Here is a 23,577-nt window from a genome sequence, read left to right on the forward strand (position 1 = left end):
ATGCGCATGAAAATCCGTTCCATAATCGGTGCAACAAGTCTCGGCCTGGTGCTTGCAGTCGCTCCCATGGGAGGAGCTACGGTAGGTTTCATGCAGACGGCATTCGCCAAGGGCGGAAACGGCGGCGGTAATGGTAATGGCGGCGGCCATGGCGAAGGAAATTCCGGTCATGAAAAGTCCGAGAGCGACGATTCAAGCAGCACGTCGACGAACGCGGCGACTGCGCAGGCTGCCTCATCGTCATTGCAGGCTCATCACCCGGACAAACATTCCAAAGCCCATCGTGCAAGCTCGAAGACGCATGTTTCGAAGCCCGACGAAGGCAGGCTTAGTTCGCTCAGGAGAGACTATCACGCCTACTTGAACTCGAAAGACCCCAAGATGGCGGCGCTCTCGGCCTATGTAAAGGCATATGCGGAATTCGAAATGCAATATGGAACGACGGCTGTGCCGACGGATCCGGCCCTCAGCGACAACGCCCTGCGTTCGGCGCTCGCGCAGCTATCGAACAAGCCGGTGACGGACCAGACACTCGCTGAAGCAAAGAGCATTCTCGGCATCGGAACAAACAGCGGCAAAATCGCCGAAGTCCGTGATGCCCTGGAAAGGAAATCCGAAGCCGCGGCACCCTCCGAGAGCAGTGCGGCGACTGTCAATTGAAGGCGCTGTACCAGCAGCGTCTTGAGGTGAGCATGCCGGTCGCCGGGCACTTTGCGACACGAGGTTTCTGCGATCATCTCTCACAAGTTTGGGTTCACGAGTTTGGCGTCGATGCACGCCTTTCCCTAGCCGGTCCGCCCACCGGCTCTATCGCCGGGTCGGGCCTTCCGCCCCAGACGCTGCTCGATCCGGCGATAGGCAATTTGCTGCGTGATGCAGGCGGCCAAGTTTAGAATATGGTGCGCAAGGGGTGCTGCCTGTGGAAGCCACTGTGAAAAACTCGGAGCTTCGGGTAGCGCTGCAGACCGGCCGCTTTCTCGTTTCGGTCGCCCATGGGGAACAGGGGGGAAGGGTGGAGAGCGGCTTCCCGCTCCCCACAATGGTTAGTTCAGAATCTGGATAACCTTGCGTGAGGAAGGCTCGACGATCACGCGCTCGTGGTTGACGACTGCATAGGCATATCGCGGATTCTGCGGAACTGTGCGAACAACGACAGTGTCCGGTAGGGGCTTGCCGACGACCACTCTCTCGTGGACGATCGTGCCCTCTTCAGGCAAGGGCTGTTCGCGGACATAGGTGACCACCTTCTGAGGCGGCGGATCGATGGCGGTGCCGACAATGGCGCCAGCCACGCCGCCCACGGCGGCCCCGACCGGACCACCGACAACGGCTCCGGTGACCGCGCCACCTGCAGCGCCGGTGACGGTCGACGATTGGGCAAAGGCACATCCGGCGGTCAGGCCAAGCGCGAGTGCCGCAACACTAAGTACTTTCGTTTTCATCAGAATCTCCTTTCACCTTCTCTTCGTCCGTCATTGACGGAGCTGTCGGTAAAACAGAGCTTCGGCGCAGTCGGTTCCTTTCCTTGGGCTTCAGTCGAGTGGCATTGGGGCGGGGGTCGCATGATGCGTTGGACCAAAGCCTCACGCGGACGGTCCTCATCGGGAATATGCGGAAATTCATCACGCTCAAAGCTGATTCCGGTGATGGAATACAGAGATTGACTGCCTGCAGCCCTCTGTTCGCAATGCCGGAACCGGCTACTGGATGTCGACGGATACAGGAAGCCAATCCGACAAAGGCTTGCGATCGCCGCGCATTCCCGGCGGAGCGATCTCAATCCGTCAATGTGCGGCGCGGCTCGAAGAAGCCATTGATACGTTTCGCTCCGTGGTCCAGGTGCTCGGCAGGTTTGCACATATGATCCCGACCAGCAGGATTACGGAGACCAAACCAACCAATGTCTCCCATGACTGCCGGCGAAACGGCAGCGGCCAGCGCGATCGGGATATGTTTGGATCATACAGCATTCATCGGCTCCATATCCAAGGGAGAGCCGTCAGCATCGACGTGGCCGTTCCGGTTGAGATCAAGGCCATGATCGCTCTCTTTTTCTGGCACGCGTTCATCTATCAAGTTTATGTCCGTCGAATTCCGAATGTCTAGTACCTTGATCGACAATATCTGGTAACGAAGCCCCTTGCGATTGCTGGATCTGCCAATTTAAGTGAAGTATGGAGAAAATATTTCCGAGATTGGCCGTTATTGCTGCGACATGAGGGCGTGCATGCTTCAGTCGTGCGCCATGTTGAAAATCTGTTCCGGAATTCGGCCGCGGCTGGTCATAGTGTACAGAAAGTGCGGCAGGTGGCTCCTGCGAGGAGATGACTTTCTTCATGGCTTGCGGTAGCGCGTTCCCAGCCGCCTTCTTTGGCATCAGGAAAGCGACGCTATACGGCTACACGCTCGCGGCCAAAAATGTCGAGTTCCGAAAGGCGGATGGCTTCGCTCGCCGCCGACGTGCTGCCGATGAATTCGTCGATCAGAAATGCGACGTAGCCGCCAGTCGTCTTGATGATGGCGATTTCACAGCTCCTTGAGGGCTTGTTGCCCATCTTCGTCGCCAGATCGTAGACCGGCACCAATTCGCCACGATATGAGGTATGACCGAGCGCGCGGCGCGTATCGTCGCTCTCGCGAACTGGGCGCCAATTATCCGCCCGGGCGACAATCGTGCCGTCGATGAACGTACATAAGGTGTCATGCACGCGGACTGCCATCGCTGCATGGCGACGAAGAAATGCTGACAGAGGCATTGAGCACTTTGTCCCCTTCGGGACTCCCCATTCAAAAGTGCAATCGTCTGAGGCGAAACTCATTCCAGCATGCCTTGGCACTGTCATGGTGCCGCCGAACCTTGTCCGGCCAGACACGTCGATGGTAGAGCCGTGGTCTTGATGACCGCTTTTAGGTTTATCTAAAATTCTAACGAAGGCGCGTTTTTAGACCGAGCATTGGGCTGAAAGTGTGAGGAAAATCCTGGAATTGAAACAGCCGGCGTTCTAGCTATGTCTGCTGCGTCGAAACGGTCGGACGAGAAATTCGGTCAAGTTTTGCGGCTCCCGGATATTGGGCAAGCCGACATCGGGCCATTCCGTGGCCTTCGGATAATAGGCGGTCCCGAACAGAATGTCCCAGATCGTCGAGCCGCTGCCGAAATTCTTGTTGAAGTGCTGTCGCTCGACCGAATGGTGAATACGGTGAAAGCGATTGTCGGGAAAGACGTAACGAACCCAGCCCAGATTCAGTCGCGTCGAGCTATGCTCGAAATAGCCTTGCCAGCGCACGAAGAACACCCAGATCCAGGGAACATAGTCCTGTTTGAAATCGAAGAGCAGCGAGACGGGAATGATCAGAAACGGAATCCTGAAGATCTCCTCGCTGAAATGGTGGTTGCTGTTGAAGGCGCTCATTTCCTCGAGCGAATGATGCTCGGCATGGAAGCGCCAGAAGAAGCTATTGCTATGCTGTAGCCTGTGGAACCAATAGTAGAAGAACTCGCTGACCTGCAGAACGAGAAAAGAAGCAGCTATGGCGCCCAGCAGATGGAGTGGCCATGCATTCGAAAACTTCGAGAGGAATGTTAGGTCGATCGCAAACAGCGGCTTTATGCCGATGCCCGCCCAAAACCAGTAGAAGAGTGTCAGGCTTGCCTTGGTTATGAGGATGTTCGTCACGCAGAAGATGGCGCCGCGAAGTCTCGATACATAGGTATAGCGAGACTTCGGAAAGATGATCTCTGCGGCGAGCAACAGGAACGCGACCGGAAGGATGCGATCGGTGTACTCCTCCATGAAATCAAGCAATTGAAGCAAATTTTCCATTGTCAATTTGCTATCCACGGAACGACGGAGGAAGCGATATCCTCCCTTTATCCGGGAATGGCGGTTGCTTCAACTTGATGATTAAAAACTGGTTAAAGCCATGCCGGCCGGATTGGAGAGAGGTTAAACACGTTCCGGATTGTGCCCGAGCGCGATTCACTCAGCCTGTGGTGCGGCCGTGGACTTGACGGACCTGCGCGACCTGTCGCGCCATTCGAGCGGTGTGGTATCAGTGACGCGCCGGAACTCGCGATTGAAGTTCGACTTGGTCTGAAAGCCGACATCGAACATGATTTCCGTCACCGGCTTCCCGGTTTCGGCCAGCAGCGTGCAAGCTTCCGCGATCCGGTACTCGTTGACATATTGCGAGACGTTTTTGCCGGTCGCGCGGTTGATGGCTGTGGAAATCTGCCGGGCGGGAATCGCAAGCTTGCGCGCCAGCCGGTCGAGATTGAGATCGACATCGCGATAGGCGTGCCTCTCCTTCATCAGCGTCTGTATGGCATCAAGCGTCTGGGTGTCCTGCAGGATTTCAGGCGGCAGGACAGCCCCTCCCTTGTCGATGGGCGCGTGGCTGCGGCTGGCTGCAGCGGCGGCCGTGGCCAGGATGGCCAGTCCCACGAGATTTCCGAGGCTGATGACCTTCAACGCATATTCACCACCGGCCCAGGCGAAGTCCAGCCAGATGAAGATATCGACCATCGCCGACAAAAGAAGAGCGCCGGCAGCAAAGAGGACGGCCCGATAGGTCGGACCGGCATTTTCGAATGGCGCGAGGCGAAGCGCGTCCGTGCCCGAGCGCATGAGAAGCAGGATCGCCGCGGCATAGCCGATGTCGATCAGTACGATGGCGATATCGATCGCGTCGCGCCACACCGCGATCAGCACGATAATGAGCCCTGCCGGCAGCGCATGCAGGCTGATCTGCTCAAGTGGGGAGAGCGAGCTTTTGCGCACCAGTCTGGAGACGCCGAGATAGGTAAGTGGTGCCACCATCGCGGCCGCCACCGGCATGATATACATGGCGGGCTGAACGGCATAGCCCCATCGCAGACCGGAAAGCGTGGATTGAAACGCACTGAGAAGGATCAGTGCCTGGAAAGGCAAATTGGGTGGTGCTTCATCGTCTCGAGCCTTTACGGCTGCAAAGAGAACGACGAGCAAAATGGCGACGACAAATGGAAATGGAATGAAGAGCATTGATCGGTTCGTGAAGGATTGGCAGCGATTTTCCAGCCGATCATGCCGAAAGATACACTGCGCGGCGACCTCAAACATGATTGAGGTCATCAAAATCCTGGGGAGGGGCGCCGCCCGGAACGAGGACGGTCAATTTCGCTGGATCCCGCTACCTTATCCGCTTCTCCTATTCGCGCCAAAACTCTGTGACCTCCTTTCCCGGATACCGTGAGCAGAGGAGCGAAACAACATAGGTGCGTTCAAAAATGGACGCAGACAAGCAGGCCGATTCTCCTTAGCGTCGGCCTCGATCGTGCATTCGGTGCTCTGCCGGTACTGGTTGGTCCCGTTGTACGATCCGGCAGAATCCGCCTGCGCTTGCCCGGTCGCGGTGTGGATGGATTGCCTTCAGGCCGCGCGCAAGAAATCCTGAGCGGACCCTGGCGTCATAGCCAGCAGGACGATCTGAAACGCTGCGGCCGATGGCATCCAATATGGCTATGTCGGCTTTGAAGCCATAGCGGCTGCGGCTCGATGCTCTCGGACCGCGCACCCATTATGCTGTTCGATGCCATGACGTCCGCGTCCTTGCCGCAGTCTCCTGACCGATACGGCTTCCACTTCGAGCGTCGCTTCGCCGCCTGGCGGTCTCAGCCAAAGCGGCAGCGGTAAGGCACGGAACGACGGGATGCCACATATCATTCAACGAGAAAAAGCAATCACTATGAGATTTTAATCTTTTCGCGCATTGCGCCGAATGGAACGGCTATGCGTGTCGAGCCATTTTTGCGTGACAGCCAGTTGTCGAGATTGGAGCGCGAAGATGTATTTCGAATTGAAGGATACCACAGCCGATCTTCTGGCGAAGTGTCGCCGTCACGAAGAACTTTGCGATCTTCCGCTCGATCTGATCGTCTCTGAAGATGAGGCTTACGACATCCAAGCCGCGGCGCAGGATGCACTCGGCTTTGAGCGCAAGGGCTATGCGATTGTGGGAACGAGCGCTCTGTCTTGCCGGACGCTCGGCCTCAAGGGGCCGATCTACTCAGAAATTCCGTCTTCCGCCTTGCAAAAGAGGGCGCAAAGCTTTCGTCTGCCGCCGGGAACCATTGGAATACAAAGCGAGTTCGTTTTCACGATGCTGAGGTCATTTCCGGACGAAGGCGAGCAAATCTCCCTCGATAGCGTGGCCGAGGCGGTCATGAGCTGCCGCCCTGCAATCGGGGTCGTCGGCCGCCGGACGCGGCGAGCGTTTGCCGGCGCAAACGCTGCGATTGCGGATTTTGGCCTGCATGTCGCGACGCTCTGCGGCGACCATGCCGCAAATATGGACATCGGCGCGCTTTCGAGAATCGAGGTCACGGCGTTTCTGTTTCGGCAGACCATGGTGTCCGGCAGCTCGTCGGCGGTCATGGGCAATCCGCTGAACGCGGTTGCGTGGCTTGCCGCGGCGCTTGCGGCAAATGGCAGGCGGCTCGAGCCGAGCGATATCGTGGCGACCGGCTCCTGCACTGCGGTCCTCCAGGTCTGCGCCGGCCAGCATTTGGCCGTCGACTTCGGGCCGCTCGGCCAGGTCGAATGTGTCTTCAATTAAAATGAATCAAAAGTCGAAAGGACGGATAATGCGGCCGCAGCGAAAGCCATTCGTGGTCGAGATCAAGAAGAACAGGCGTCCGCGCTCGAAATCCTCTCTTGAGCAAGCGACGCGTGAGCGCACGCGCGCGCAGAAAGGTGCTGGGGCGAGTGTGGGCCTGACCCTTCAGCGTGGGGATCGGAGCTGATGGTCAGTCGGAACATTCCTCACGAATATTTCATGCTTTCCGCAACAAGGGAGGAAGGCCCTGTTGTCGGCTATGTCAACGGCAAACCTATTTCGGCTGCCGTCGTGGATAGAAACGGCAGCCGCTACCGGTTCGTCGGCATTGCCGTCCGGGATCGCGAAGGCAGGCTCGACGTCCTGACGCTCAGGAAGGGAGAATGGATCGTCGCGCCAGATCTGATCTATGAGGCGGCAGCCTGATGCCAAGCCTTCCAGGCGTTCCATAGCATCAGCTCCCCGTCGAATATCTCAGCCTCTTCGGCGGCTTCCATCGGGTGTTTGATCTCTATCAGGATGCCGTGGATATGATCTCAGGCGATCATATAGCCGCCATCGATTGGCATGGAGATGCCGTTCACCATGGCCGCCGCGTCGGAAAGCAAGAAAAGGATTACCTCCGCAACCTCTGCCGGTTCGACAAAGCGGCCGGCCGGAATGCGATCGCGCATGGGTGCTGCCTTTTCGGGATCGCTCCATGCCTTGACCGCCATCGGTGTCAGCGTCACCGTCGGGTGCACGCCGTTGACGCGAATACCCTTGGGCGCCAGTTCCCTGGCCATCACGCGCGTCAGGCCGTCCAGGCCGCCCTTCGATGCGCAATAGGACGCATGATCCGGTATGCCGATAAAGGCGGCAATGGAGGAGACATTGACGATTGCGCCGGGAAGGCTTCTGCCGATCAATGAGCGAGCGAATTCCTGGGCCACGATCATCGGCGCGCGGGTGTTGACCGCATGCAGATGGTCGAAGGCTTCGACCGTGGTCTCAAGGAACGGCTGCAGCTCGGTCGTGCCTGCGCAGTTAACAAGATAATCTGCCGGAAGCGCAGCGATTGCTGCCTCACGTGTTCTGTCGGCGTCGGCAAGATCGACCTGAATGGCTTCGCAGCCCAGTTCATCACGCAAGGAAGCGACGTCCGCTGCGCTTCTGGTCAGCGCCACGACATGTGCGCCGCGCTTTATCAGCATTTCCGTCGTCACTCGGCCGATGCCCTTGCCTGCGCCGGTGACGATCACTCTCTTGCCTTCGAAACTCATCGGAACTTCCTCTTCGATCTCCTGCCTGTTTCCCGATCGAAGATGCGAATGCGGCGGGGGTCAACATGAAAATGCAGCGTTCTATCCGAAGCGAACCGAATTTCTCGCCGGGCGGAGGCATCCGCAAACAGCGCAAGTCGCTGAATTCTACGGCGTCTGTTCCGGCGATCCATAATTGCCGCGTCGAAGGGTCGCGCTCGCAAGCCGCTGGAATCATGATTGAATTCATTGCGAATGCTGAAATCGCCATGAAAGAGAAGAATGCTTCTGGTCGGGCGTTCAACGCGGCATATATGTTTCGCCAGTATTTCTTTACTGGAAAACAATCAGTCTTGCGATGAGGATGGAGCGCAACGACACGCCGCCGCGGATTGAGAACAACAGGTATCGAAAGCAGGATTGCAATGAGTTCAGTACTGGCACCCGACCAGCTTGGCCCAACGGTCTGCGTTGGGGAAATCCTCGTGGAAATCGTCGCCACGACGGTCGGCAATGGTTTCATGGAGGCACAACCGCTCGTCGGACCGTTTGCGAGCGGCGCGCCGGCGATCTTCATTTCCCAGTGCGGTCGGCTTGGAGGCAGCGCGGCAATGATCGGCGCTGTCGGCACCGATGATTTCGGCCGCGTGAACCTCGAAAGGCTCAAGGGCGATGGCGTCGATATCTCGGCAATATCCATCGATCCGGATTATCCGACAGGCAGCGCCTTCGTTCGCTACCGCGAGGACGGTTCCCGCGACTTCGTCTATAATATCGCGACGTCAGCGGCTGCTCGCTTTGGCTGGAGCGAAGGCGTCAGCAATCTCATCGACCGTGCCGGACACCTGCATGTGATGGGTTCGGCGCTATCCGTTCCGAGCGCGTGTGTGGTGATCGACAAGGCCGTCGATATCGTCAAGACCCGCGGCGGCACGCTTTCCGTCGATCCGAACATTCGCAAGGAACTCAAGCTCGACGAGGCGACCGAACGGCGGTTTGCCCGGCTCGTGGCTATGGCCGATCTGCTGCTGCCCTCCGGGGAGGAGCTTGAGCGCGCGGCCGGCGTCGAGGGCGAAACCAATGCGATCCGCCGCCTGTTTGAAATCGGCGTCAAGGAAATCGTGCTGAAGCGCGGGGCTGATGGCGCGACTTATTACAGCAGGGAAGGCGAGCGCATCGATGCGCCGGCCTTCATCGTCGCGGAAATCGATCCGACGGGTGCTGGCGATTGCTTCGGTGGCGCCTACCTCACTTGCCGACGGCTCGGCATGCCGGCAGCAGACGCCCTGACCTATGCGGCTGCGGCGGGTGCCCGCAATGTCACAGTCGTCGGTCCGATGGAGGGGGCCGGCACCCGAGAGCAACTCGACGCGTTCATCGCAACCACGGAAAGACGTTCCTGATGCGGATCCGTTCCGTCGAAGGGGCGGGTTTGGAGGTCCAGGTGGTTCGACGACGGCCGCTCCATAGGCGCGATTGACCTGATCGCACTGTGGATGTCGCAGACTGTCTCGAGCTTTGCCAATGAATACCCGGTCTGCAGTGCCGGTAAATGATAGCTGTTTTAATCCAAGGAGGAGGAGACCATGGACGAATTGAAGGGGAAAATCGCCGCGGTGACCGGTGCGGCATCGGGGATCGGGCTCGCCTCGAGCGAGGCCATGATTGCGGCGGGAGCGAAGGTCGTCTTGATCGATCGCGATGAGAGAGCATTGGCATCGGTGTGCGAGCGCCTGGGCGAACTTGCCATTCCGCTTGTCGTCGATCTGCTCGACGCGGAGCAGTGCGCCGGGCTGCTGGAGGGCATCCTTGCCAAGGTCGATCATCTCGACATCTTTCATGCGAATGCCGGCACCTATATTGGCGGTGATCTGGTGGAAGCCAATCTCGACGCCATAGACAGGATGCTTAACCTCAACGTCAATGTCGTCATCAAGAATGTCCGTACCGTCGCGCCGCATATGATTGGGCGCGGTACGGGCGATATCATCGTCACGAGTTCGGTCGCAGGCCATTCGGCCATTCCTTGGGAGCCCGTCTATTCGCCCTCGAAATGGGCAATGACCAGCTTTGTCCAGGCCATGCGGCGCCAGCTTCTGAAGAGCGGTGTTCGAGTCGGTTCTGTCTCTCCGGGCCCGGTCATCAGTGCCTTGCTCGCCGACTGGCCCGAAGAAAACCTGCGCAAGGCCAAGGAGGCCGGCGCCTTGATCGAGCCCAAGGAAGTCGCAGATGCCATCATGTTCATGCTGACACGTCCGCGCAACGTGACGATCCGCGACGTCGTGGTTCTGCCGAGCGCCTTCGATATTTGAGGAGCAAAGCCATGGGTTATCAGGAGAAATTCCGGCTCGATGGCGAGCGGGCTGTGGTTACGGGCGGTGGCCGCGCCATCGGCCTTTGCTGCGTAGAGGCACTGGCTGAAGCTGGCGCTGCAGTCGTCGTCATCGAGCGTGACGAGGCCGACGCACGGGGAGCTCTCGCTTTACGGGAGAAGGGTTACGACATCGATGTACGGATCGGCGATGTCACGGACTCCGCGAGAATGGAGGCGATCGCCACGGAACTCGTCGATGGCGGCAGAGCCGCGACGATCCTGGTGAACAATGCTGGGATCGGTCAGAGCGGCATACCCTCGCAGGATGTCAGCGACGCCGATTGGCTGCGAATGATGGATGTCAATGTCAATGGCGTTTTCTGGTGCTCGCGCGCCTTCGGCCGCCACATGATTGCTCAGAAACGCGGCGCCATCGTCAATCTCGGTTCGATGTCCGGAATCATCTGCAATAGGCCGCAACCACAGACGCCATACAACGTCTCCAAAGCGGCGGTCCATCATCTCACACGGTCGATGGCGGCGGAATGGGCGGAGCATGGCGTCCGGGTGAATGCCGTGGCTCCTACCTATATTGAAACGCCCATGGTGATGGCGGTCGAGGCCAATCATGAACGCATTCCGGTCTGGCTTGCCGATACGCCGATGGGGCGGATGGGAACGCCAGAGGAAGTCGCCAGCGCGGTTCTCTTCCTTGCATCGGGCGCTGCCAGCCTGATGACGGGCGCGATCGTCAACGTGGACGCCGGCTTCACCTGCTGGTAGGTGTGTCCCGCGTCGGAGTGCATTCCCTCCGCGTAATGCTGCTCGGCAGAGGCGATGCTATACGGCTTGCATTCGGCTGTCGCGCACCCTTTGCCGCCGGGAGAGGTCTCACATTCCGGCAGCCGGCTGGCTATATATAGCCGAAGCAGTGATCCTGCGGAGGGGGCGAGCATCCTTGTAGGCGCGTTTGAGCTTACTCAACCTTGATGTCGCAAATGATCTGGATATTTTACCAGATTAAGTAGTACGCTTTCGATACCGGTACGGGATTCTTCGCCACCCCTCAGGCCAGGAGATCACCGTCAAGGAAACGATAAACAGGTAGTTGTCATGTTCCTAGAAGCAGCTCTTTCCCGCTTGATCAAAATCGGAACGCTCACGGTCACTTTTCCGGACGGTTCCACGCGCAGTTTCGGTACGGGATCGGAACCGCGTGCAGCGATGAAAATCAACACCGCCCGTGCAAAACGCCGTCTGCTCCTCAATCCGGCTCTGGCGCTGGGCGAGGCCTATATGGACGGTGAAGTCGAACCGGCTTCCGGCGATCTTTACGAGATGGTGGACTTGCTCGCCCTCAACATGATGGAAGGCGGGAGCCATCCCTTCGAGAAGCTGATGGAAAAGGTCCGCTGGCTGCGCCGAAATCTCGATCAATTGAATTTCGCCGGTCGCTCGAAGCGCAATGTCGCGCATCATTACGATCTCGATGCGCGGCTCTACTCCTTGATGCTGGATGAAGACCGGCAATATTCCTGCGCCTATTTCCCGGTCGGCGACGAGACCCTGGAGGAAGCGCAGCTCAAGAAGAAGCGGCATATCGCATCGAAACTCATGCTCGACCGCCCGGGCCTCGAGGTTCTGGACATCGGCTGTGGATGGGGCGGCATGGCGCTCTATCTCGCCAGGGAGTTCGGTGCTCGGGTGACGGGTCTTACGCTTTCGGAAGAGCAATTGCTGGCCGCACGAGCCCGCGCGAAGGATGCCGGGCTGGAGCATATGGTCACGTTCGAACTGCTGGATTATCGCTCCTGGACGCGTCCCGTCGACCGCGTCGTCTCGGTCGGCATGTTCGAGCATGTGGGCATCAACCATTACAAGACTTTCTTCGACAAGATCCGCTCCGTGCTCAAGGAGGACGGTGTCGCGCTGATCCATGCAATCGGTCGGGCTGATGGTCCCGGCAGCACGAATCCGTGGATCGCGAAATATATCTTCCCTGGCGGCTATTCGCCGGCGGTCTCCGAGGTCCTGTCCGTGGTCGAAAAATCCGGTCTCTGGACGACCGACATCGAAATCCTGCGCCTCCATTATGCCAAGACACTCGAGCAGTGGCGCGACCGCTTCATGAAGAACAGAAGCACCCTGGCAAAACTCTATGACGAGCGGTTCTGTCGGATGTTCGAATTCTATCTTGTCGGGTCCGAACTTGCCTTCCGGCGTATGGGTCACATGAACTGGCAACTGCAACTGACGAAGAACGTTTCCGCTCTGCCGTTGGCCCGTGACTATATGGTCGATATCGAGCGGGCGCGGGCTGTCATTGCCGAGCAAGGGAGGGCAGGGCCGATCGAAGCTGCGAGCGCGCGGGCAAGGCGAGATCTGACCTTGCATGACGAGCGCAAATCCCGCCAGCAAAATCAATCCGGAGGCGAATCCTCGCGGAACCTTTAGAAACCACTTGCAGCCCGGCATGAGGATTGGCAGGACATGGGATACAATGTCCTGTCCAGCCATTCCTTCAATATCTAGCCGATACATATCGCAATGTCGCGGCGAGCAAGTGCCTCCGTGCAATCAGCACGTTTGCGCATCGGTAAGGCGGCAATCGCCCAATACACTCGCGGAAACACAAGATCGCTGTGGCTTCTGGCCCACACTCGTCGATTGAGTTTGCAGGGTCATGGTATTGGCGAACTTGTCATCACAGGTCCCGAGTGGCTATGAGGTCATCACCACTTAATGATGAGACACGTCGCCTCTTTCGGCCTCATCCGTCGAAGAAGGCGATATCAATATACGGGGTTTGTTAGGACAGGAATGCGCTCAACCAAGAATGAAAAGACTCTTTCCCGGCGGGCATTCATGCTGGGGTCTATCTCTGCGACGGCAGCGCTTGCGGGCTGTGCCACCACCGCCCCGGTTCCAACTCCCATTGCAGCTCCGGTTCGTATGCCGCCCGTCGTTCCCATGGCGGCAGAGCCTCAGAACATTATTACTCCAGATCCCGAGCTCGAAGCGCGCTATGCGTCTGTGGTTGATGGCGGTCATGTCATTCCGGCGGTTCCCTACCGAAAGCTGGACCCGAAGTTTTATCGGCAGCGCGTTCCCGATCCGACCGGCGAGGCGCCCGGTACAGTCGTCGTGGATACGGCGTCGAGATTTCTCTATGTCGTGGAGCGCGGCGGCACGGCCATGCGCTACGGTGTCGGCATCGGTCGCGACGGCTTTGCATGGCAGGGCGAAGGGATCATCCATTGGCGCCAGCATTGGCCGCGCTGGAAGCCGCCGGGCGACATGATTGCCCGCAAGCCGGAACTCGCGAAATATTCGGTTGCCAATGGTGGCATGGATCCGGGAATCAAGAATCCGCTGGGTGCCCGCGCGCTCTATATCTTCCAGAATGGCAAGGACACGCTCTATCGTCTGCATGGTTCACCGGAATGGCGCTCGATCGGCAAGGCAGCGTCGTCCGGCTGTGTTCGCCTGATCAATCAGGACGTCATCGACCTCTACGAACGCATTCCATACCACGCGCGCATCGTCGTTCATCAGGCGCCGCTTCAAAGCAAGGCGATTTCTGCCTGAGCGAAATCGGCTCCCTCGATAGGCGGGAGCCGATGCTTCGGCACGATGGAGTGCCGTATCACGGAAGACGGCTGCGCTGCTGGCTTTGACGCTGGGCCTCCTGCGCGGCCTTGAGCTGCGCCTTCGTATACATCAGCGCATGTTCGGCAAGGTCGCGGCCATCATCCCAGAGGTTGCGCCAGATGCCGAGAATGCCTTCGAGCGGCTGGCCGACAACGCGGGAGGAGAAGGATTCGAAGGTGATCGGTCCCTGGTAGCCGGAACGGACGAGAGCCCTGAAAACGCCGGTAAGATCGATCGTGCCCGAGCCCATATAGCCGCGATGGGAATCGCCGGTATGGAAATAGCCGAGATAATCGCCGGTTTCGAGAATGGCGGCTTGAATATCGGATTCCTCGATATTCATGTGATAGACATCGAGATGCACCTTCACGTTCGGCATGCCGATGCGCTTGCACATCTCTACCGCCTGGGCAGCCGTGTTCAGCACGTTGGATTCGTAGCGGTTTACCACCTCCAGCACTAGCGTGATGTTGCTTTTCGCCGCCGTTTCGGCCACCTGGCGCAGGATATCGACCGATTGCGTGACGCCGGCAGCTGTCGTCGGCTCGCTATATTTGCCGAAAGCGGAATGCAGAATGCCGCCGATATATTCGCCGCCGCAATCGCGGCAGACGGCGATCGCCTGTTCCAACCTTTCCTTGCCGCGCCGACCCTTCTCCTTGTCGCCGCTTGAGATATCGGTTTCAAAATCGAGACCAAGCGAGAAGTTAACACCGATGCCGTTCTTCTCCAGCTGCCGGCGGGTGAATTCCGGATCGATCAGGCTTGGGTCGAGCGCTGGTGCCTCGATGAAATCGTAACCCACCTCGGCGCTGTTTGCGATTGCGCGGGCGCATTCGTCGCGGCTCCAGCCGGCCTCCCATACCAGCGCGTGAACTCCCAGTTTGTTCATGCTCGTCCTCCCGATTTCGTGGATGCAAAAAAACATTGCTGCAATGCGAAAGACATGAATCGTTTTATACTTAGAAACGCTCACGTTGACACCGCATCTATGCTGGTATAGCTTACAATAAAACGTTTCACCAGGATTTTCGTATTATCAATCTGAGATTGTTGAAGGGAGGGCAGAATGTCGAAATCGCGAACCCCTTCCATCAAGATGGTGGCCGACAAAGCAGGCGTCTCGGTAGCGACCGTTTCGAACGTCCTCAATGGCAAACCCACGGTCTCTCCGGATTTCGCCAGGCGCGTGAACGACGCGGTGCGTGAGCTTGGCTATGTCGTCGATCTCGGCGCATCGCGGCTGCGCTCGCGCAAGGCACAGCTTGCCGGTGTCGTGGTGCCGGATCTCACCAATCCGATGTTTGCCTCCTTCGTTTCCACGCTGGAGCATCTGGCGCGCCTCGACGATTACGATCTGGTGGTCGTCTCCGCGCGCAACAATGCCGAGGAAGAGGCCGACCGGCTGCGCAAGATCCGCTCATGGCGTCCGGCCGGCCTGATTGTCATCCCCTGTGATGGCGCCTTTGGGGAACGCTTGCCGAACGGCTTCTTTGCGCCGGTGGTATTGGCCGACCGTATACCCGATGCGACCGGCTTCGATTTGATCGCGGTCGACAATGGCCCGGCTGCCGGCGCGATCGCCGCCCATCTCGACAGGCAGGGTTATGGTGATTGCCTGGTTCTGGGCAGCAGTCTTTCGATCACCAATGTTCGCGAACGCTGGGAGGGCGTGCGCGCAGCGGCCGGCCGTATGCATGTCGAAATGCTGGAAATCGGCATAGATGATGCCAATGGCGCGCAGCGCCTTGAGGAGCGTCTGCGTCAGCGCCCTTTGCCTGGCGCGCTGTTTTCGCTCGACCACGGCACGACGCTTCTGACGTACCGCACCATAGCGGAGATCGGGCTTTCCGTGCCCGGCGATCTCGCCTTTGCGAGCTTCGACGAGATGGAATGGATGAGGCTGGTCGCACCCGGCATTACGGCGGTGCGCCAGCCCGTTGAGGAAATGGCCGAGCAGGCCTGGGCGCTGTTGTTGCGACGCATGACCGGCTCCGGAGGAAAGCCGGTTACGCGGCGCCTGCGCTGCGCCGTCGAGATCCGCGGTTCGACGCCGCGGAGCCCGCTTGAGGAGGCGGGTAACACGAAACTGGGAGGAGAAAAATGGAAGTTACAAGACGAACCCTACTCGCCGGAATAGGTGGAGCTGTCGTCGCCGGCACTCTGGGCGGCACGATCGGCGTCGCACAGGCGGCCGAGCCGCAAGTCGGCGTCGTGGTCAAGATTGGCGGCATTCCATGGTTCAATGCCATGGAAGTCGGCATCAAGAAGGCGGCACCGGAATACAAGGCCAACGCCTGGATGGTCGGGCCGACGCAGGCCGATGCCGCCCAGCAGGTGCGTGCGATCGAAGATCTGATCGCCCGCAAGGTCGCTGTCATCGGCATCGTGCCGAACGACTCCGCTGCCCTCGATCCCGTTCTCGGCCGTGCGCGGGCCGCAGGCATCAAGGTGCTGGCCCATGAAGGGCCGAACCAGAAGGAAGCCGATTGGGACTTCGAGCTGACGACCATCGAAGGCTATGGCCAGGCCCATATGGACCTGCTTGCCAAGCAGATGGGTGAAGAAGGCAAATATATCGTCTATGTCGGTTCGCTGACGGTTCCCCTGCATAATGCCTGGGCCGATGCCGCGATCGCCTATCAGAAGCAGAAGTACCCGAAGATGGAAATGCTCGGCGACCGCTTCGGCGTGGCCGAGAGCCTGGATGACAGCATCAAGACCACGCAGGACCAGCTTCGCGCTCATCCGGATCTCAAGGGCATCCTGACATTCGGCTCGCAAGGTCCGATCGGTGCGGCGCGCGTTCTCGACGATCGCGAAAAGGCGAAGTCGATCGCGCTCGTCGGCGGCTTCTCTCCGGGGCAGGGCGTCAAATACGTCAAGTCTGGCACCATCCGTGGTGGCTTCATCTGGAATCCGATGACGGCGGGCGAAATCTTCGTTCAGCTCGCCTCCCTGCTGGCGGCTGGCAAGGAGCCCACCGACAATATGGAGCTGACCGGCGTCGGCAAGGTGCGTGTCTATCCAGACAAGAAACTCATCCAGGCCCAGAAGCTCGAGTCGCTCGATAAGGAAAATATCGACCGGCTCGTAGCGCTTGGTCTCTAAAGCATTTCCGGGAAAAGTGCGCAGCGGTTTTCCGTCAGGAATGCGTAAGGAACCAAGAGGATAGAGCTTTTCCGCGATGAGAAGAAAAGCGGAAAAGCTCCGACTGTTCCTCCCGAGGGCCGGCGGCAGGCTTCAAGCCGCCGCCGGCCGATTCATGGCAATCGGAGTGGCTCGATGAGCGACGAAATTCCGTTTCTGCGTTTGACCGGACTGTCCAAACGGTTCGGCGGCGTGCGCGCATTGGAAGAGATCGACTGGGACGTGCGGTCTGGCGAGATTCATTGCCTGGTCGGCGAAAACGGCTGCGGCAAGTCGACCCTCATCAAGACCGTGGCCGGCGTGCATCCGCCTTCGGCGGGTATGATCGAAATCGAGGGCGAGGCTGTTCTTCCGCTTGATCCAGCACGCGCCAAGGCTCTGGGAATTCAGGTGATTTTCCAGGACCTGTCTCTGTTTCCCAACCTGTCCGTTGTTGAAAATATCGCCATCGAAAGTCATCTCGACCGGCTGGTAAAACCGGTCAACTGGAAGCGAATGCGGGAGAAGGCAAGCGCTGTCCTTGCCAGGCTCGGCTTTGCGCTCAACCTCGATCTCGTGGTTTCCGATCTTTCGGTGGCCGAGCGCCAGATCGTCGCGATCGCACGTGGCCTAGCAGCCGAGGCACGACTGATTTTCATGGACGAACCGACAGCGTCGCTGACGCGGGCCGAGGTCGACCGCCTCTTGGGGATCGTCGGACGGCTCAAGGCGGACGGTATCGCCGTCGTCTTCGTTTCCCACCGGCTCGACGAAGTCGTCGAGATCGCCGAGCGGGTCACTGTCATGCGCGACGGCCGCAAGGTCGGCACCTGGCCCGCCGATCAAATGAATGAAAAGAAGATCGCTCATCTGATGACGGGGCTCGATATCGATCACGCGATCGTTGCCCGCAATATGGGTGAGGCGGCGCCTATTCTGGAAGTCCATGGTCTGTCGCGCCGCGGTGAGTTTGCCGATATCGATTTCACTCTGCGCCGCGGTGAGGTGCTCGGCATCTCCGGATTGCTGGGATCGGGCCGCACCGAGCTTGCACTGACGCTGTTCGGCATGCATCGGGCCGAAAGCGGCAGCATTCGTCTTGAGGGCAGGGAGCTTGTGCTTCGCTCCAATCGTGATGCCGTACGCGCGGGTATCGCCTATGTCTCCGAGGATCGTCTGAGCCTCGGCGTCATCCTGCAGCAGTCGATCGGCGACAACATCATGCTCGCGATCATGCGGGGCATGGCAAACCGGCTGGGGCTCATTCCCGATAAATCCCGCAGGCAACTCGCCGAGGATTGGATCAAGCGGCTCGCCATCAAGGTTCCCTCGGCCGATCGTGCCGTGCAGACCCTTTCGGGCGGCAATCAGCAACGTGTCGTGCTGGCGAAGTGGCTTGCGACGCGGCCGAAGGTGCTGATCCTCGATTCCCCGACAGTCGGCGTCGACATCAAGAACAAGCAGGGCATCTATGATGTGGTGGCCGAACTGGCCCGCCAGGGCGTCGCCATCATCCTCATCTCCGACGAGGTCTCCGAGCTCTTTGCGACCTGCGATCGCATCCTGCACATGCGCGCCGGCCGCATCGTCGGCGAAGCGGTGCCGGGCGACGTCAGCGAGGCCAACATGAAGGAGCGCATCTATGCGTGAGCACAGTCAAACGGCCGGACCATCCTTTGTCGCGCAATTGAAGCGGCGTCCCGAAGCGTGGCTTCTGGCCGTCATTGCCGTGGTCGTGATCGTCTTTTCCCTGACGGCGCGCGATTTCCTGACGCTCGCCAATATTATCGATCTGCTCGAAACCTATTCCGTGCAGGCGATCATGGCGATGGGCCTCTTCGTCGTGCTGGTTTCGGGCGGCATCGACATATCCTTCGCGGCAACCGCCTCCGTAGCGCAATATTGTGCGGCGCTGCTGGCAACGCAGTTCGGCTTCTCCGCGCCCATCGTTATCGGTTTTGGCCTGGCGATCGGCGTTGGCCTGGGCTGCCTGAATGCACTTCTGGTTCATTATGTACGCATCACCTCGATCATCGCCACGATCGCCATGATGAGTGTCAGTTTCTCGCTGCTGATGTATTTTTCCGGTGGCAAGTCGATTTATACGTTGCCGGATTGGTGGACGAACCGCATCGTCTTCTGGCGCATGGAAACGGCATCGGGCGACATCGTTCGCGTGACGTTGCCGATCGTCGCCATGGTGGTGGTGACCCTGTTCACCTGGGCATGGATGACGCGCTCATCGGTCGGGCGGCAGCTCTACGCAATGGGCGGTAATGCGGAGGCTGCACGGCGCATCGGCATGAACATCGGCCGGCTGCAATTCGTCGCCTATGGCTATCTCGGGCTGATGGCGGCGGTTGCCGGCCTGCTGCAGGCCCATCGGGTCGGCGAAAGCGTGCCCAACGCCATGTACAATACGGAGCTTGCGGTACTGTCCGCCGCTGTCCTTGGAGGTGCCAGTCTAACCGGCGGCATCGGCACCGTGCCCGGCGTGCTGCTCGGCATCGTGCTTCTGGCCGTGCTGCAGAATGGGCTCAATCTGCTCGGCGTCTCCTCCTATTTCTTCCAGATCGTCATCGGCATCACCATTCTGGTCTCGACCTCGATCACCGTTATCAGCTCGCGGCCGGGCCGCCGCCATCGCATCATCGCGGGAGCGTCGTCCAATGGCTGAGCCTCCGCTTCTCTATAACATCAACAACAGCCTGGCAGACCTGATGACGCGTATGCGGACAGGCATTCCCGGTGCCCCCACCGGGCTTGCCGTCCTTCTGGTCTTTCTGGTTGCCGGCTTCTCCCTGTTCATTCCGAATTTTGCCTCACTCGGCACGCTGCAATCCTTCATGTACCAGCTGCCGCTGCTGGGCCTTCTGTCGCTGGCGATGATGGCGCCGTTGATCACGGGCGGCCTCAATCTTGCGATCATCGCGACGACCAACCAATGCGCGCTGCTGATGGCCTTCATCATGCAGAGCCTGATCACGCCCGATAGCGGCACGGGAGCGGCGCTCGCCGTGATCATACTGGCGCTTCTGGCCGGCCTTGTGCTTTGCCTGCTCATCGGCCTTATCACTGGCACGCTCATTGCCTATACCGGCGTTCACCCCATCCTCATCACGCTCGGCACGAAATCGCTGATCGACGGCATCAGCATCTATCTGACCCGCGGCATGGCACTGTCTGGCATACCGGACGGCTTCAGCCGCATCGGGACGACGACGATAGTAGGAGTGCCGCTGATCTTCCTGCTGCTGATCGTGGTTGCTGTCATCGTCAGCCTCATATTGCGACGTACCGCCTTCGGCATCGCCTGCGCCATGATAGGTTCCAATATTGAGGCGGCGCGCTATTCGGCGATCGATACGCGCCGGGTTCTGGTTGGCGTCTATGCCATGTCGAGCCTGATCTGCTTCTTCGCCGCCCTGGTCATGCTGGCGACGTTCAATTCGGCAAGCGCGGATTATGCGCAATCCTATCTGCTGGTGACGATCCTTGCGGCTGTGCTTGGCGGCGTCGATCCCTTCGGCGGCTTCGGCACGGCCGGCGGGTTGATGCTGGCGCTGGCGATCCTGCAGGTCATCTCCTCTGGCTTCAATCAGTTCGGCCTCAGCAATTACCTGACTGTTGCGATATGGGGCGGCATTCTCATCTTCGTCGCTGCGGTTCAGACGGCTCGGCCCTACCTGATGTGGCTGCTGCCGACACGTTTCTTCGGTCCAAAATGAGCATCGTTGCGGTTTTCGACATCGGCAAGACGAATGTGAAGCTGTCGGCGGCAACGGATGACGGCCGCGTATTAGAAGCGCTGTCGACGCCGAATATCGTGAAGGATGGTCCGCCCTACCGCCATCACGATCTCGACAGTCTGGAAGACTGGCTCATCGATAGCCTGACGGAGCTGGGACGCAGGCACGATATAGGCGCGATCATTACCTGCGCGCATGGGTCCGGCGGCGTGCTGGTCGACCGACAAGGTGCTGCAATGCCGATGATCGACTATGAGCAGCCGATCCCCGCAGATGTCGATGCGCGGTACAGGTCAATTGCCGGCTCCTATCGCGAGAGGGCAAGCGCCATCATGCTGGGCGCGGCGCATCTCGCGCGGCAGATGCTGTGGCAGGAAATGTATTGGCCGGAGACCTTTGCCGCGGCCAGCGCCTATCTCGCCACGCCGCAATATTGGGCGTTTCGCCTGTCCGGCGTGCTGGCAAGCGAGGTGACGAGCCTGGCGGCGCAATCTCATCTGTGGGCATCGGCCGATGGCCGGCCGGCATCGCTCGTTGCAAGCCGCGGATGGCAGCGTCTCATGCCGCCGATGCGGCGGGCATGGGAAACGCTCGGCCCGCTGAAGCCTGAGCTTGCTGAGCGATGCGGCCTGAAAGCGACGACGCGTATCCTATGCGGCGTGCATGATTCCTCGGCCAATCTATACCGTTATCAGGCGGCCGATGTGTCTGATTTTACCGTTGTCTCCACAGGTACCTGGATCGTTGCATTGAGCGATCGCGGCGATGTCGATTTCAGCGTCGAGCGACCCGGCCATTCCTGCAATGCCGATGTCTTCGGAAACCCGACACCGGGTATGCTGACTATGGGCGGTCGGGAGTTTTCGACCGTCGCCGCAAAGGCTTCGGGTCCCGCCTCGTTGCAGGCCCTTCGGAGGATCGTGGCGTCAGGTACCTTTGCACTTCCGACATTCGGCTCGGACGACGGGCTCTTTCCCGGCACGGCCCACCGCGGCCGTCTCGAAGGCCCTCTCGCGGAGGAGGAAGGCGTCCGGTTCACGCTCGCAGTGCTCTATTCGGCGCTGCTGACAGCCGCCTGCATTCAGGACCTTCCGCCTACGGAGACGGTCGTGCTGGACGGCAATTTCGTCGTCGATCCCCTTTATGGCGCCATCGTCGCGGCCTTCCTGCATAATCGACGCGTGCTCGTCAGCCGCAGTACGACCGGAACGGCGACTGGCGCCGCCATGCTGGCATCCCATGAAAAGCGTGCCTCACCTGCAGCGCTGGCGGCCGAAGCCCCCGATATCTCCAGCCTTCCCGAACTTTCATCCTACCGGCAACGCTGGCAAACCCTGATCAAGACAATGGAGTGAGATCGTGACGACTTATGACGACAATGCCTTGCGCGAAGACATGGTGGCGATCTGCCGCCGGATGAACGCATCCGGCATCAACCAGGGAACGGCCGGCAACGTGTCGGTGCGGAATCCCAAGGGATTTCTGGTCACGCCAACCTCTCTGCCCTATGACATGATGCAGCCAAAAGACCTGGTGCAGATGTATTTCGATGGCAGCTACGAGGGCGAGCGCCGGCCATCGTCCGAGTGGCGATTCCATCGCGATATTCTCGCATCCCGCGAGGATATTGATTGCGTGCTCCATTGCCACTCGGTTTATGCGACCACGCTCGCCGTACACCACAAGACCATTCCGAGCTTTCACTATATGACCGGTGTAGCGGGCGGCACGACGATCCGCTGCGCTCGCTACGCCACCTTCGGCACCCAGGCGCTTTCGGATGCTGCGATCGAAGCGCTGCAGGATAGGCTAGCCTGCCTGCTCGGTCAGCACGGACAGATCTCGCTCGGGAAGACGCCGGCCGCCGCCCTTGCGCTTGCCATCGAGGTCGAAACCCTCTCCCGCCTTTATGTGCAGGCGCTGACACTTGGCGAGCCGCCCATTCTTGACGACGAGGAAATGGCGCGCGTCATCCAGCAGATGAAGAACATGAGCTATGGACAGGCGCCGGATTTGGATGGGGTCAACGATGTGGCAAAGCGGCGGCAATAATCCCTCATCGCCTTCAATCGTCTCGCCGCGAAGTCTTGACATGTGTGCGACTGAGTAGCACCTTAGGCGCCTGAAGGAGATTATCCCGTGAGCGTCAAGTCGTCGATATCGTTGACCGATCAGCAGGATGCATTTGCTCGCTCGCTTGTCGAGACGGGCCGCTATTCCAGCCTGAGTTCGGTTCTCCAGCAGGGCCTGGAACTGCTGCGACAGAAAACGGAAGCGGAAGCGGCCGAGACGGAAGGGCTGCGCAGGCTCATTCAGCGCCGCGTCGACGGACCGAAGATTCCGGCTCAGGACATGGAAGAGCGGATCGAGAGCATGATCGAACGCAAACGGCGAGCTCTTCGTGTGGAGCCTTGAATATTCCAGGGATGCCGAGCTCGATTTCGAACTGACCTTCGATCATCTGTTTGCGGCCTATCTCGATCTTGGAGACTCGTCTGGGGAAGCACTAGAGCGCGCGGCCAGCCGTATTGGCGAACTCCGTCGGGAAATCGATCGGTTGGTCGAGACCCCATATATCGGAACATTGCGGCCGGATATCTATCCTGGCATCCGCTTCCTGCGGCGCGACAAGGCAGCCGTCTGGTTTCTGCCGATCGAGGAACGCAAAACGATCGTCGTTGCGGCGATTTTCTTTGGCGGTCAGGATCATATCAGGCGGATGCTGGCGCGCATGCTGCAGCGATAATGCTTCAATTGTCTGCTCGAATGGGGTTTCCGGCTTCGAGTAGGGTCATTTCTTATTGGTTGCGACCCATTGGCTCCATCCTGATGCCACTTCCGCAATCTGCGTGTAATGTAGCCGCAATCTTTGGCTGTCAGTGGGGGCGAAGGACGG

General features: G+C 59.3%; 25 protein-coding genes. 19 read left to right on the forward strand and 6 right to left on the reverse strand.

Annotated elements, in window-relative coordinates; translation table 11 throughout:
* Positions 1 to 6 precede the first annotated feature (6 nt).
* On the forward strand, positions 7 to 660 hold the full coding sequence (locus tag FBZ97_RS11005) for a hypothetical protein (protein WP_145319368.1): 654 nt from the start codon (positions 7 to 9) through the stop codon (positions 658 to 660).
* 383 nt (positions 661 to 1,043) lie between these two features.
* Here the strand turns inward: FBZ97_RS11005 and FBZ97_RS11015 are convergent, their stop codons facing one another.
* Entirely contained in the window at positions 1,044 to 1,442 is a 399-nt protein-coding gene (locus tag FBZ97_RS11015) for a DUF1236 domain-containing protein (protein ID WP_145319371.1), read from the reverse strand.
* 265 nt (positions 1,443 to 1,707) lie between these two features.
* On the opposite strand from FBZ97_RS11015, the gene FBZ97_RS34700 reads away from it, so the two are divergent.
* Positions 1,708 to 2,106, forward strand: coding sequence for a hypothetical protein (locus FBZ97_RS34700; RefSeq protein ID WP_246661734.1), 399 nt, complete (start codon positions 1,708 to 1,710; stop codon positions 2,104 to 2,106).
* A 284-nt stretch (positions 2,107 to 2,390) separates the two neighbouring features.
* Here FBZ97_RS34700 and FBZ97_RS11025 read toward each other — a convergent pair whose 3' ends face one another.
* The 3 genes from FBZ97_RS11025 to FBZ97_RS11035 all read right to left on the reverse strand — a co-directional run bounded on the left by FBZ97_RS11025 (position 2,391) and on the right by FBZ97_RS11035 (position 5,024).
* The gene (locus FBZ97_RS11025; RefSeq protein WP_246661735.1) at positions 2,391 to 2,708 is read right to left on the reverse strand and encodes a chemotaxis protein CheW; all 318 of its coding nucleotides are present in this window, start codon (positions 2,706 to 2,708) and stop codon (positions 2,391 to 2,393) included.
* A 294-nt stretch (positions 2,709 to 3,002) separates the two neighbouring features.
* Positions 3,003 to 3,824, reverse strand: a complete 822-nt coding sequence (locus FBZ97_RS11030) for a sterol desaturase family protein (RefSeq protein WP_145319377.1) — start codon at positions 3,822 to 3,824, stop codon at positions 3,003 to 3,005.
* Between the two features lie 156 nt (positions 3,825 to 3,980).
* The gene (locus FBZ97_RS11035; protein ID WP_145319380.1) at positions 3,981 to 5,024 is read right to left on the reverse strand and encodes an AraC family transcriptional regulator; all 1,044 of its coding nucleotides are present in this window, start codon (positions 5,022 to 5,024) and stop codon (positions 3,981 to 3,983) included.
* Between the two features lie 802 nt (positions 5,025 to 5,826).
* Here FBZ97_RS11035 and FBZ97_RS11040 point away from each other — a divergent pair.
* Together FBZ97_RS11040 and FBZ97_RS11045 are read left to right on the forward strand one after the other, a co-directional pair.
* Entirely contained in the window at positions 5,827 to 6,597 is a 771-nt protein-coding gene (locus FBZ97_RS11040; RefSeq protein ID WP_145319383.1) for a hydratase, read from the forward strand.
* Positions 6,598 to 6,816: 219 nt separating this feature from the next.
* The gene (locus FBZ97_RS11045; protein ID WP_233788556.1) at positions 6,817 to 7,023 is read left to right on the forward strand and encodes a hypothetical protein; all 207 of its coding nucleotides are present in this window, start codon (positions 6,817 to 6,819) and stop codon (positions 7,021 to 7,023) included.
* Positions 7,024 to 7,133: 110 nt separating this feature from the next.
* Here the strand turns inward: FBZ97_RS11045 and FBZ97_RS11050 are convergent, their stop codons facing one another.
* Positions 7,134 to 7,859, reverse strand: a complete 726-nt coding sequence (locus tag FBZ97_RS11050) for an SDR family oxidoreductase (protein ID WP_145319389.1) — start codon at positions 7,857 to 7,859, stop codon at positions 7,134 to 7,136.
* A gap of 65 nt (positions 7,860 to 7,924) precedes the next feature.
* Between FBZ97_RS11050 and FBZ97_RS11055 the strand changes: the two genes are divergently transcribed.
* The 6 genes from FBZ97_RS11055 to FBZ97_RS11080 all read left to right on the forward strand — a co-directional run bounded on the left by FBZ97_RS11055 (position 7,925) and on the right by FBZ97_RS11080 (position 13,740).
* Positions 7,925 to 8,200 carry a hypothetical protein gene (locus FBZ97_RS11055; RefSeq protein ID WP_145319391.1) on the forward strand — a complete coding sequence of 92 codons (276 nt, stop codon included), beginning with the start codon at positions 7,925 to 7,927 and terminating at the stop codon, positions 8,198 to 8,200.
* Between the two features lie 63 nt (positions 8,201 to 8,263).
* On the forward strand, positions 8,264 to 9,241 hold the full coding sequence (locus FBZ97_RS11060) for a sugar kinase (RefSeq protein WP_145319394.1): 978 nt from the start codon (positions 8,264 to 8,266) through the stop codon (positions 9,239 to 9,241).
* A 183-nt stretch (positions 9,242 to 9,424) separates the two neighbouring features.
* On the forward strand, positions 9,425 to 10,150 hold the full coding sequence (locus FBZ97_RS11065) for an SDR family oxidoreductase (protein ID WP_113329395.1): 726 nt from the start codon (positions 9,425 to 9,427) through the stop codon (positions 10,148 to 10,150).
* An 11-nt stretch (positions 10,151 to 10,161) separates the two neighbouring features.
* On the forward strand, positions 10,162 to 10,935 hold the full coding sequence (locus FBZ97_RS11070; RefSeq protein ID WP_145319397.1) for an SDR family oxidoreductase: 774 nt from the start codon (positions 10,162 to 10,164) through the stop codon (positions 10,933 to 10,935).
* A 330-nt stretch (positions 10,936 to 11,265) separates the two neighbouring features.
* Positions 11,266 to 12,606, forward strand: a complete 1,341-nt coding sequence (locus FBZ97_RS11075) for a cyclopropane-fatty-acyl-phospholipid synthase family protein (protein ID WP_145319400.1) — start codon at positions 11,266 to 11,268, stop codon at positions 12,604 to 12,606.
* Positions 12,607 to 12,972: 366 nt separating this feature from the next.
* Positions 12,973 to 13,740, forward strand: coding sequence for a L,D-transpeptidase (locus FBZ97_RS11080; protein WP_145319403.1), 768 nt, complete (start codon positions 12,973 to 12,975; stop codon positions 13,738 to 13,740).
* Between the two features lie 58 nt (positions 13,741 to 13,798).
* On the opposite strand, the gene FBZ97_RS11085 is transcribed toward FBZ97_RS11080, so the two are convergent.
* Positions 13,799 to 14,695: a sugar phosphate isomerase/epimerase family protein gene (locus tag FBZ97_RS11085; RefSeq protein WP_145319405.1), complete on the reverse strand. Its 897-nt coding sequence runs from the start codon at positions 14,693 to 14,695 to the stop codon at positions 13,799 to 13,801.
* A gap of 177 nt (positions 14,696 to 14,872) precedes the next feature.
* On the opposite strand from FBZ97_RS11085, the gene FBZ97_RS11090 reads away from it, so the two are divergent.
* The 9 genes from FBZ97_RS11090 to FBZ97_RS11130 all read left to right on the forward strand — a co-directional run bounded on the left by FBZ97_RS11090 (position 14,873) and on the right by FBZ97_RS11130 (position 23,427).
* Positions 14,873 to 15,943, forward strand: a complete 1,071-nt coding sequence (locus FBZ97_RS11090; protein WP_145319408.1) for a LacI family DNA-binding transcriptional regulator — start codon at positions 14,873 to 14,875, stop codon at positions 15,941 to 15,943.
* Positions 15,907 to 16,914, forward strand: a complete 1,008-nt coding sequence (locus tag FBZ97_RS11095) for a substrate-binding domain-containing protein (RefSeq protein ID WP_113329390.1) — start codon at positions 15,907 to 15,909, stop codon at positions 16,912 to 16,914. The genes FBZ97_RS11090 and FBZ97_RS11095 overlap by 37 nt, the downstream gene beginning before the upstream one ends.
* A gap of 174 nt (positions 16,915 to 17,088) precedes the next feature.
* A complete protein-coding gene (locus FBZ97_RS11100) occupies positions 17,089 to 18,582 on the forward strand; it encodes a sugar ABC transporter ATP-binding protein (RefSeq protein WP_145319411.1) in 1,494 nt (497 codons plus the stop codon).
* Positions 18,575 to 19,609 (forward strand): ABC transporter permease, encoded by a 1,035-nt coding sequence (locus tag FBZ97_RS11105; protein WP_145319413.1) that lies wholly within the window; start codon positions 18,575 to 18,577, stop codon positions 19,607 to 19,609. Before FBZ97_RS11100 ends, FBZ97_RS11105 begins: the two co-directional genes overlap by 8 nt.
* Complete coding sequence (locus tag FBZ97_RS11110; RefSeq protein ID WP_145319416.1) at positions 19,602 to 20,660, forward strand: ABC transporter permease; 1,059 nt, start codon at positions 19,602 to 19,604, stop codon at positions 20,658 to 20,660. Before FBZ97_RS11105 ends, FBZ97_RS11110 begins: the two co-directional genes overlap by 8 nt.
* Positions 20,657 to 22,036 carry an FGGY family carbohydrate kinase gene (locus FBZ97_RS11115; RefSeq protein ID WP_145319418.1) on the forward strand — a complete coding sequence of 460 codons (1,380 nt, stop codon included), beginning with the start codon at positions 20,657 to 20,659 and terminating at the stop codon, positions 22,034 to 22,036. Before FBZ97_RS11110 ends, FBZ97_RS11115 begins: the two co-directional genes overlap by 4 nt.
* 40 nt (positions 22,037 to 22,076) lie before the next feature.
* Positions 22,077 to 22,733, forward strand: a complete 657-nt coding sequence (locus tag FBZ97_RS11120) for a class II aldolase/adducin family protein (protein WP_069610444.1) — start codon at positions 22,077 to 22,079, stop codon at positions 22,731 to 22,733.
* Between the two features lie 87 nt (positions 22,734 to 22,820).
* Positions 22,821 to 23,096 (forward strand): type II toxin-antitoxin system ParD family antitoxin, encoded by a 276-nt coding sequence (locus FBZ97_RS11125; protein ID WP_095437326.1) that lies wholly within the window; start codon positions 22,821 to 22,823, stop codon positions 23,094 to 23,096.
* Positions 23,083 to 23,427 (forward strand): type II toxin-antitoxin system RelE/ParE family toxin, encoded by a 345-nt coding sequence (locus FBZ97_RS11130; RefSeq protein ID WP_145319422.1) that lies wholly within the window; start codon positions 23,083 to 23,085, stop codon positions 23,425 to 23,427. The genes FBZ97_RS11125 and FBZ97_RS11130 overlap by 14 nt, the downstream gene beginning before the upstream one ends.
* Positions 23,428 to 23,577 lie beyond the last annotated feature (150 nt).

Source organism: Rhizobium sp. ERR 942 (genome assembly GCF_007828395.1).
GTDB classification, from domain to species: domain Bacteria; phylum Pseudomonadota; class Alphaproteobacteria; order Rhizobiales; family Rhizobiaceae; genus Rhizobium; species Rhizobium dioscoreae.

Bases quoted from the DNA above. Each gene is read 5' to 3' on its own strand.
- FBZ97_RS11045 (WP_233788556.1), top strand. From the start codon at position 6,817: ATGCTTTCCGCAACAAGGGAGGAAGGCCCTGTTGTCGGCTATGTCAAC.
- FBZ97_RS11060 (WP_145319394.1), top strand. From the start codon at position 8,264: ATGAGTTCAGTACTGGCACCCGACCAGCTTGGCCCAACGGTCTGCGTT.
- FBZ97_RS11030 (WP_145319377.1), bottom strand. From the start codon at position 3,824: ATGGAAAATTTGCTTCAATTGCTTGATTTCATGGAGGAGTACACCGAT.
- FBZ97_RS11095 (WP_113329390.1), top strand. From the start codon at position 15,907: ATGGAAGTTACAAGACGAACCCTACTCGCCGGAATAGGTGGAGCTGTC.
- FBZ97_RS11070 (WP_145319397.1), top strand. From the start codon at position 10,162: ATGGGTTATCAGGAGAAATTCCGGCTCGATGGCGAGCGGGCTGTGGTT.
- FBZ97_RS11015 (WP_145319371.1), bottom strand. From the start codon at position 1,442: ATGAAAACGAAAGTACTTAGTGTTGCGGCACTCGCGCTTGGCCTGACC.
- FBZ97_RS11050 (WP_145319389.1), bottom strand. From the start codon at position 7,859: ATGAGTTTCGAAGGCAAGAGAGTGATCGTCACCGGCGCAGGCAAGGGC.
- FBZ97_RS11110 (WP_145319416.1), top strand. From the start codon at position 19,602: ATGGCTGAGCCTCCGCTTCTCTATAACATCAACAACAGCCTGGCAGAC.
- FBZ97_RS11040 (WP_145319383.1), top strand. From the start codon at position 5,827: ATGTATTTCGAATTGAAGGATACCACAGCCGATCTTCTGGCGAAGTGT.
- FBZ97_RS11055 (WP_145319391.1), top strand. From the start codon at position 7,925: ATGAAAATGCAGCGTTCTATCCGAAGCGAACCGAATTTCTCGCCGGGC.
- FBZ97_RS11100 (WP_145319411.1), top strand. From the start codon at position 17,089: ATGAGCGACGAAATTCCGTTTCTGCGTTTGACCGGACTGTCCAAACGG.
- FBZ97_RS11075 (WP_145319400.1), top strand. From the start codon at position 11,266: ATGTTCCTAGAAGCAGCTCTTTCCCGCTTGATCAAAATCGGAACGCTC.
- FBZ97_RS11090 (WP_145319408.1), top strand. From the start codon at position 14,873: ATGTCGAAATCGCGAACCCCTTCCATCAAGATGGTGGCCGACAAAGCA.
- FBZ97_RS11065 (WP_113329395.1), top strand. From the start codon at position 9,425: ATGGACGAATTGAAGGGGAAAATCGCCGCGGTGACCGGTGCGGCATCG.
- FBZ97_RS11115 (WP_145319418.1), top strand. From the start codon at position 20,657: ATGAGCATCGTTGCGGTTTTCGACATCGGCAAGACGAATGTGAAGCTG.
- FBZ97_RS11035 (WP_145319380.1), bottom strand. From the start codon at position 5,024: ATGCTCTTCATTCCATTTCCATTTGTCGTCGCCATTTTGCTCGTCGTT.
- FBZ97_RS11005 (WP_145319368.1), top strand. From the start codon at position 7: ATGAAAATCCGTTCCATAATCGGTGCAACAAGTCTCGGCCTGGTGCTT.
- FBZ97_RS34700 (WP_246661734.1), top strand. From the start codon at position 1,708: ATGTCGACGGATACAGGAAGCCAATCCGACAAAGGCTTGCGATCGCCG.
- FBZ97_RS11085 (WP_145319405.1), bottom strand. From the start codon at position 14,695: ATGAACAAACTGGGAGTTCACGCGCTGGTATGGGAGGCCGGCTGGAGC.
- FBZ97_RS11105 (WP_145319413.1), top strand. From the start codon at position 18,575: ATGCGTGAGCACAGTCAAACGGCCGGACCATCCTTTGTCGCGCAATTG.
- FBZ97_RS11120 (WP_069610444.1), top strand. From the start codon at position 22,077: ATGGTGGCGATCTGCCGCCGGATGAACGCATCCGGCATCAACCAGGGA.
- FBZ97_RS11080 (WP_145319403.1), top strand. From the start codon at position 12,973: ATGCGCTCAACCAAGAATGAAAAGACTCTTTCCCGGCGGGCATTCATG.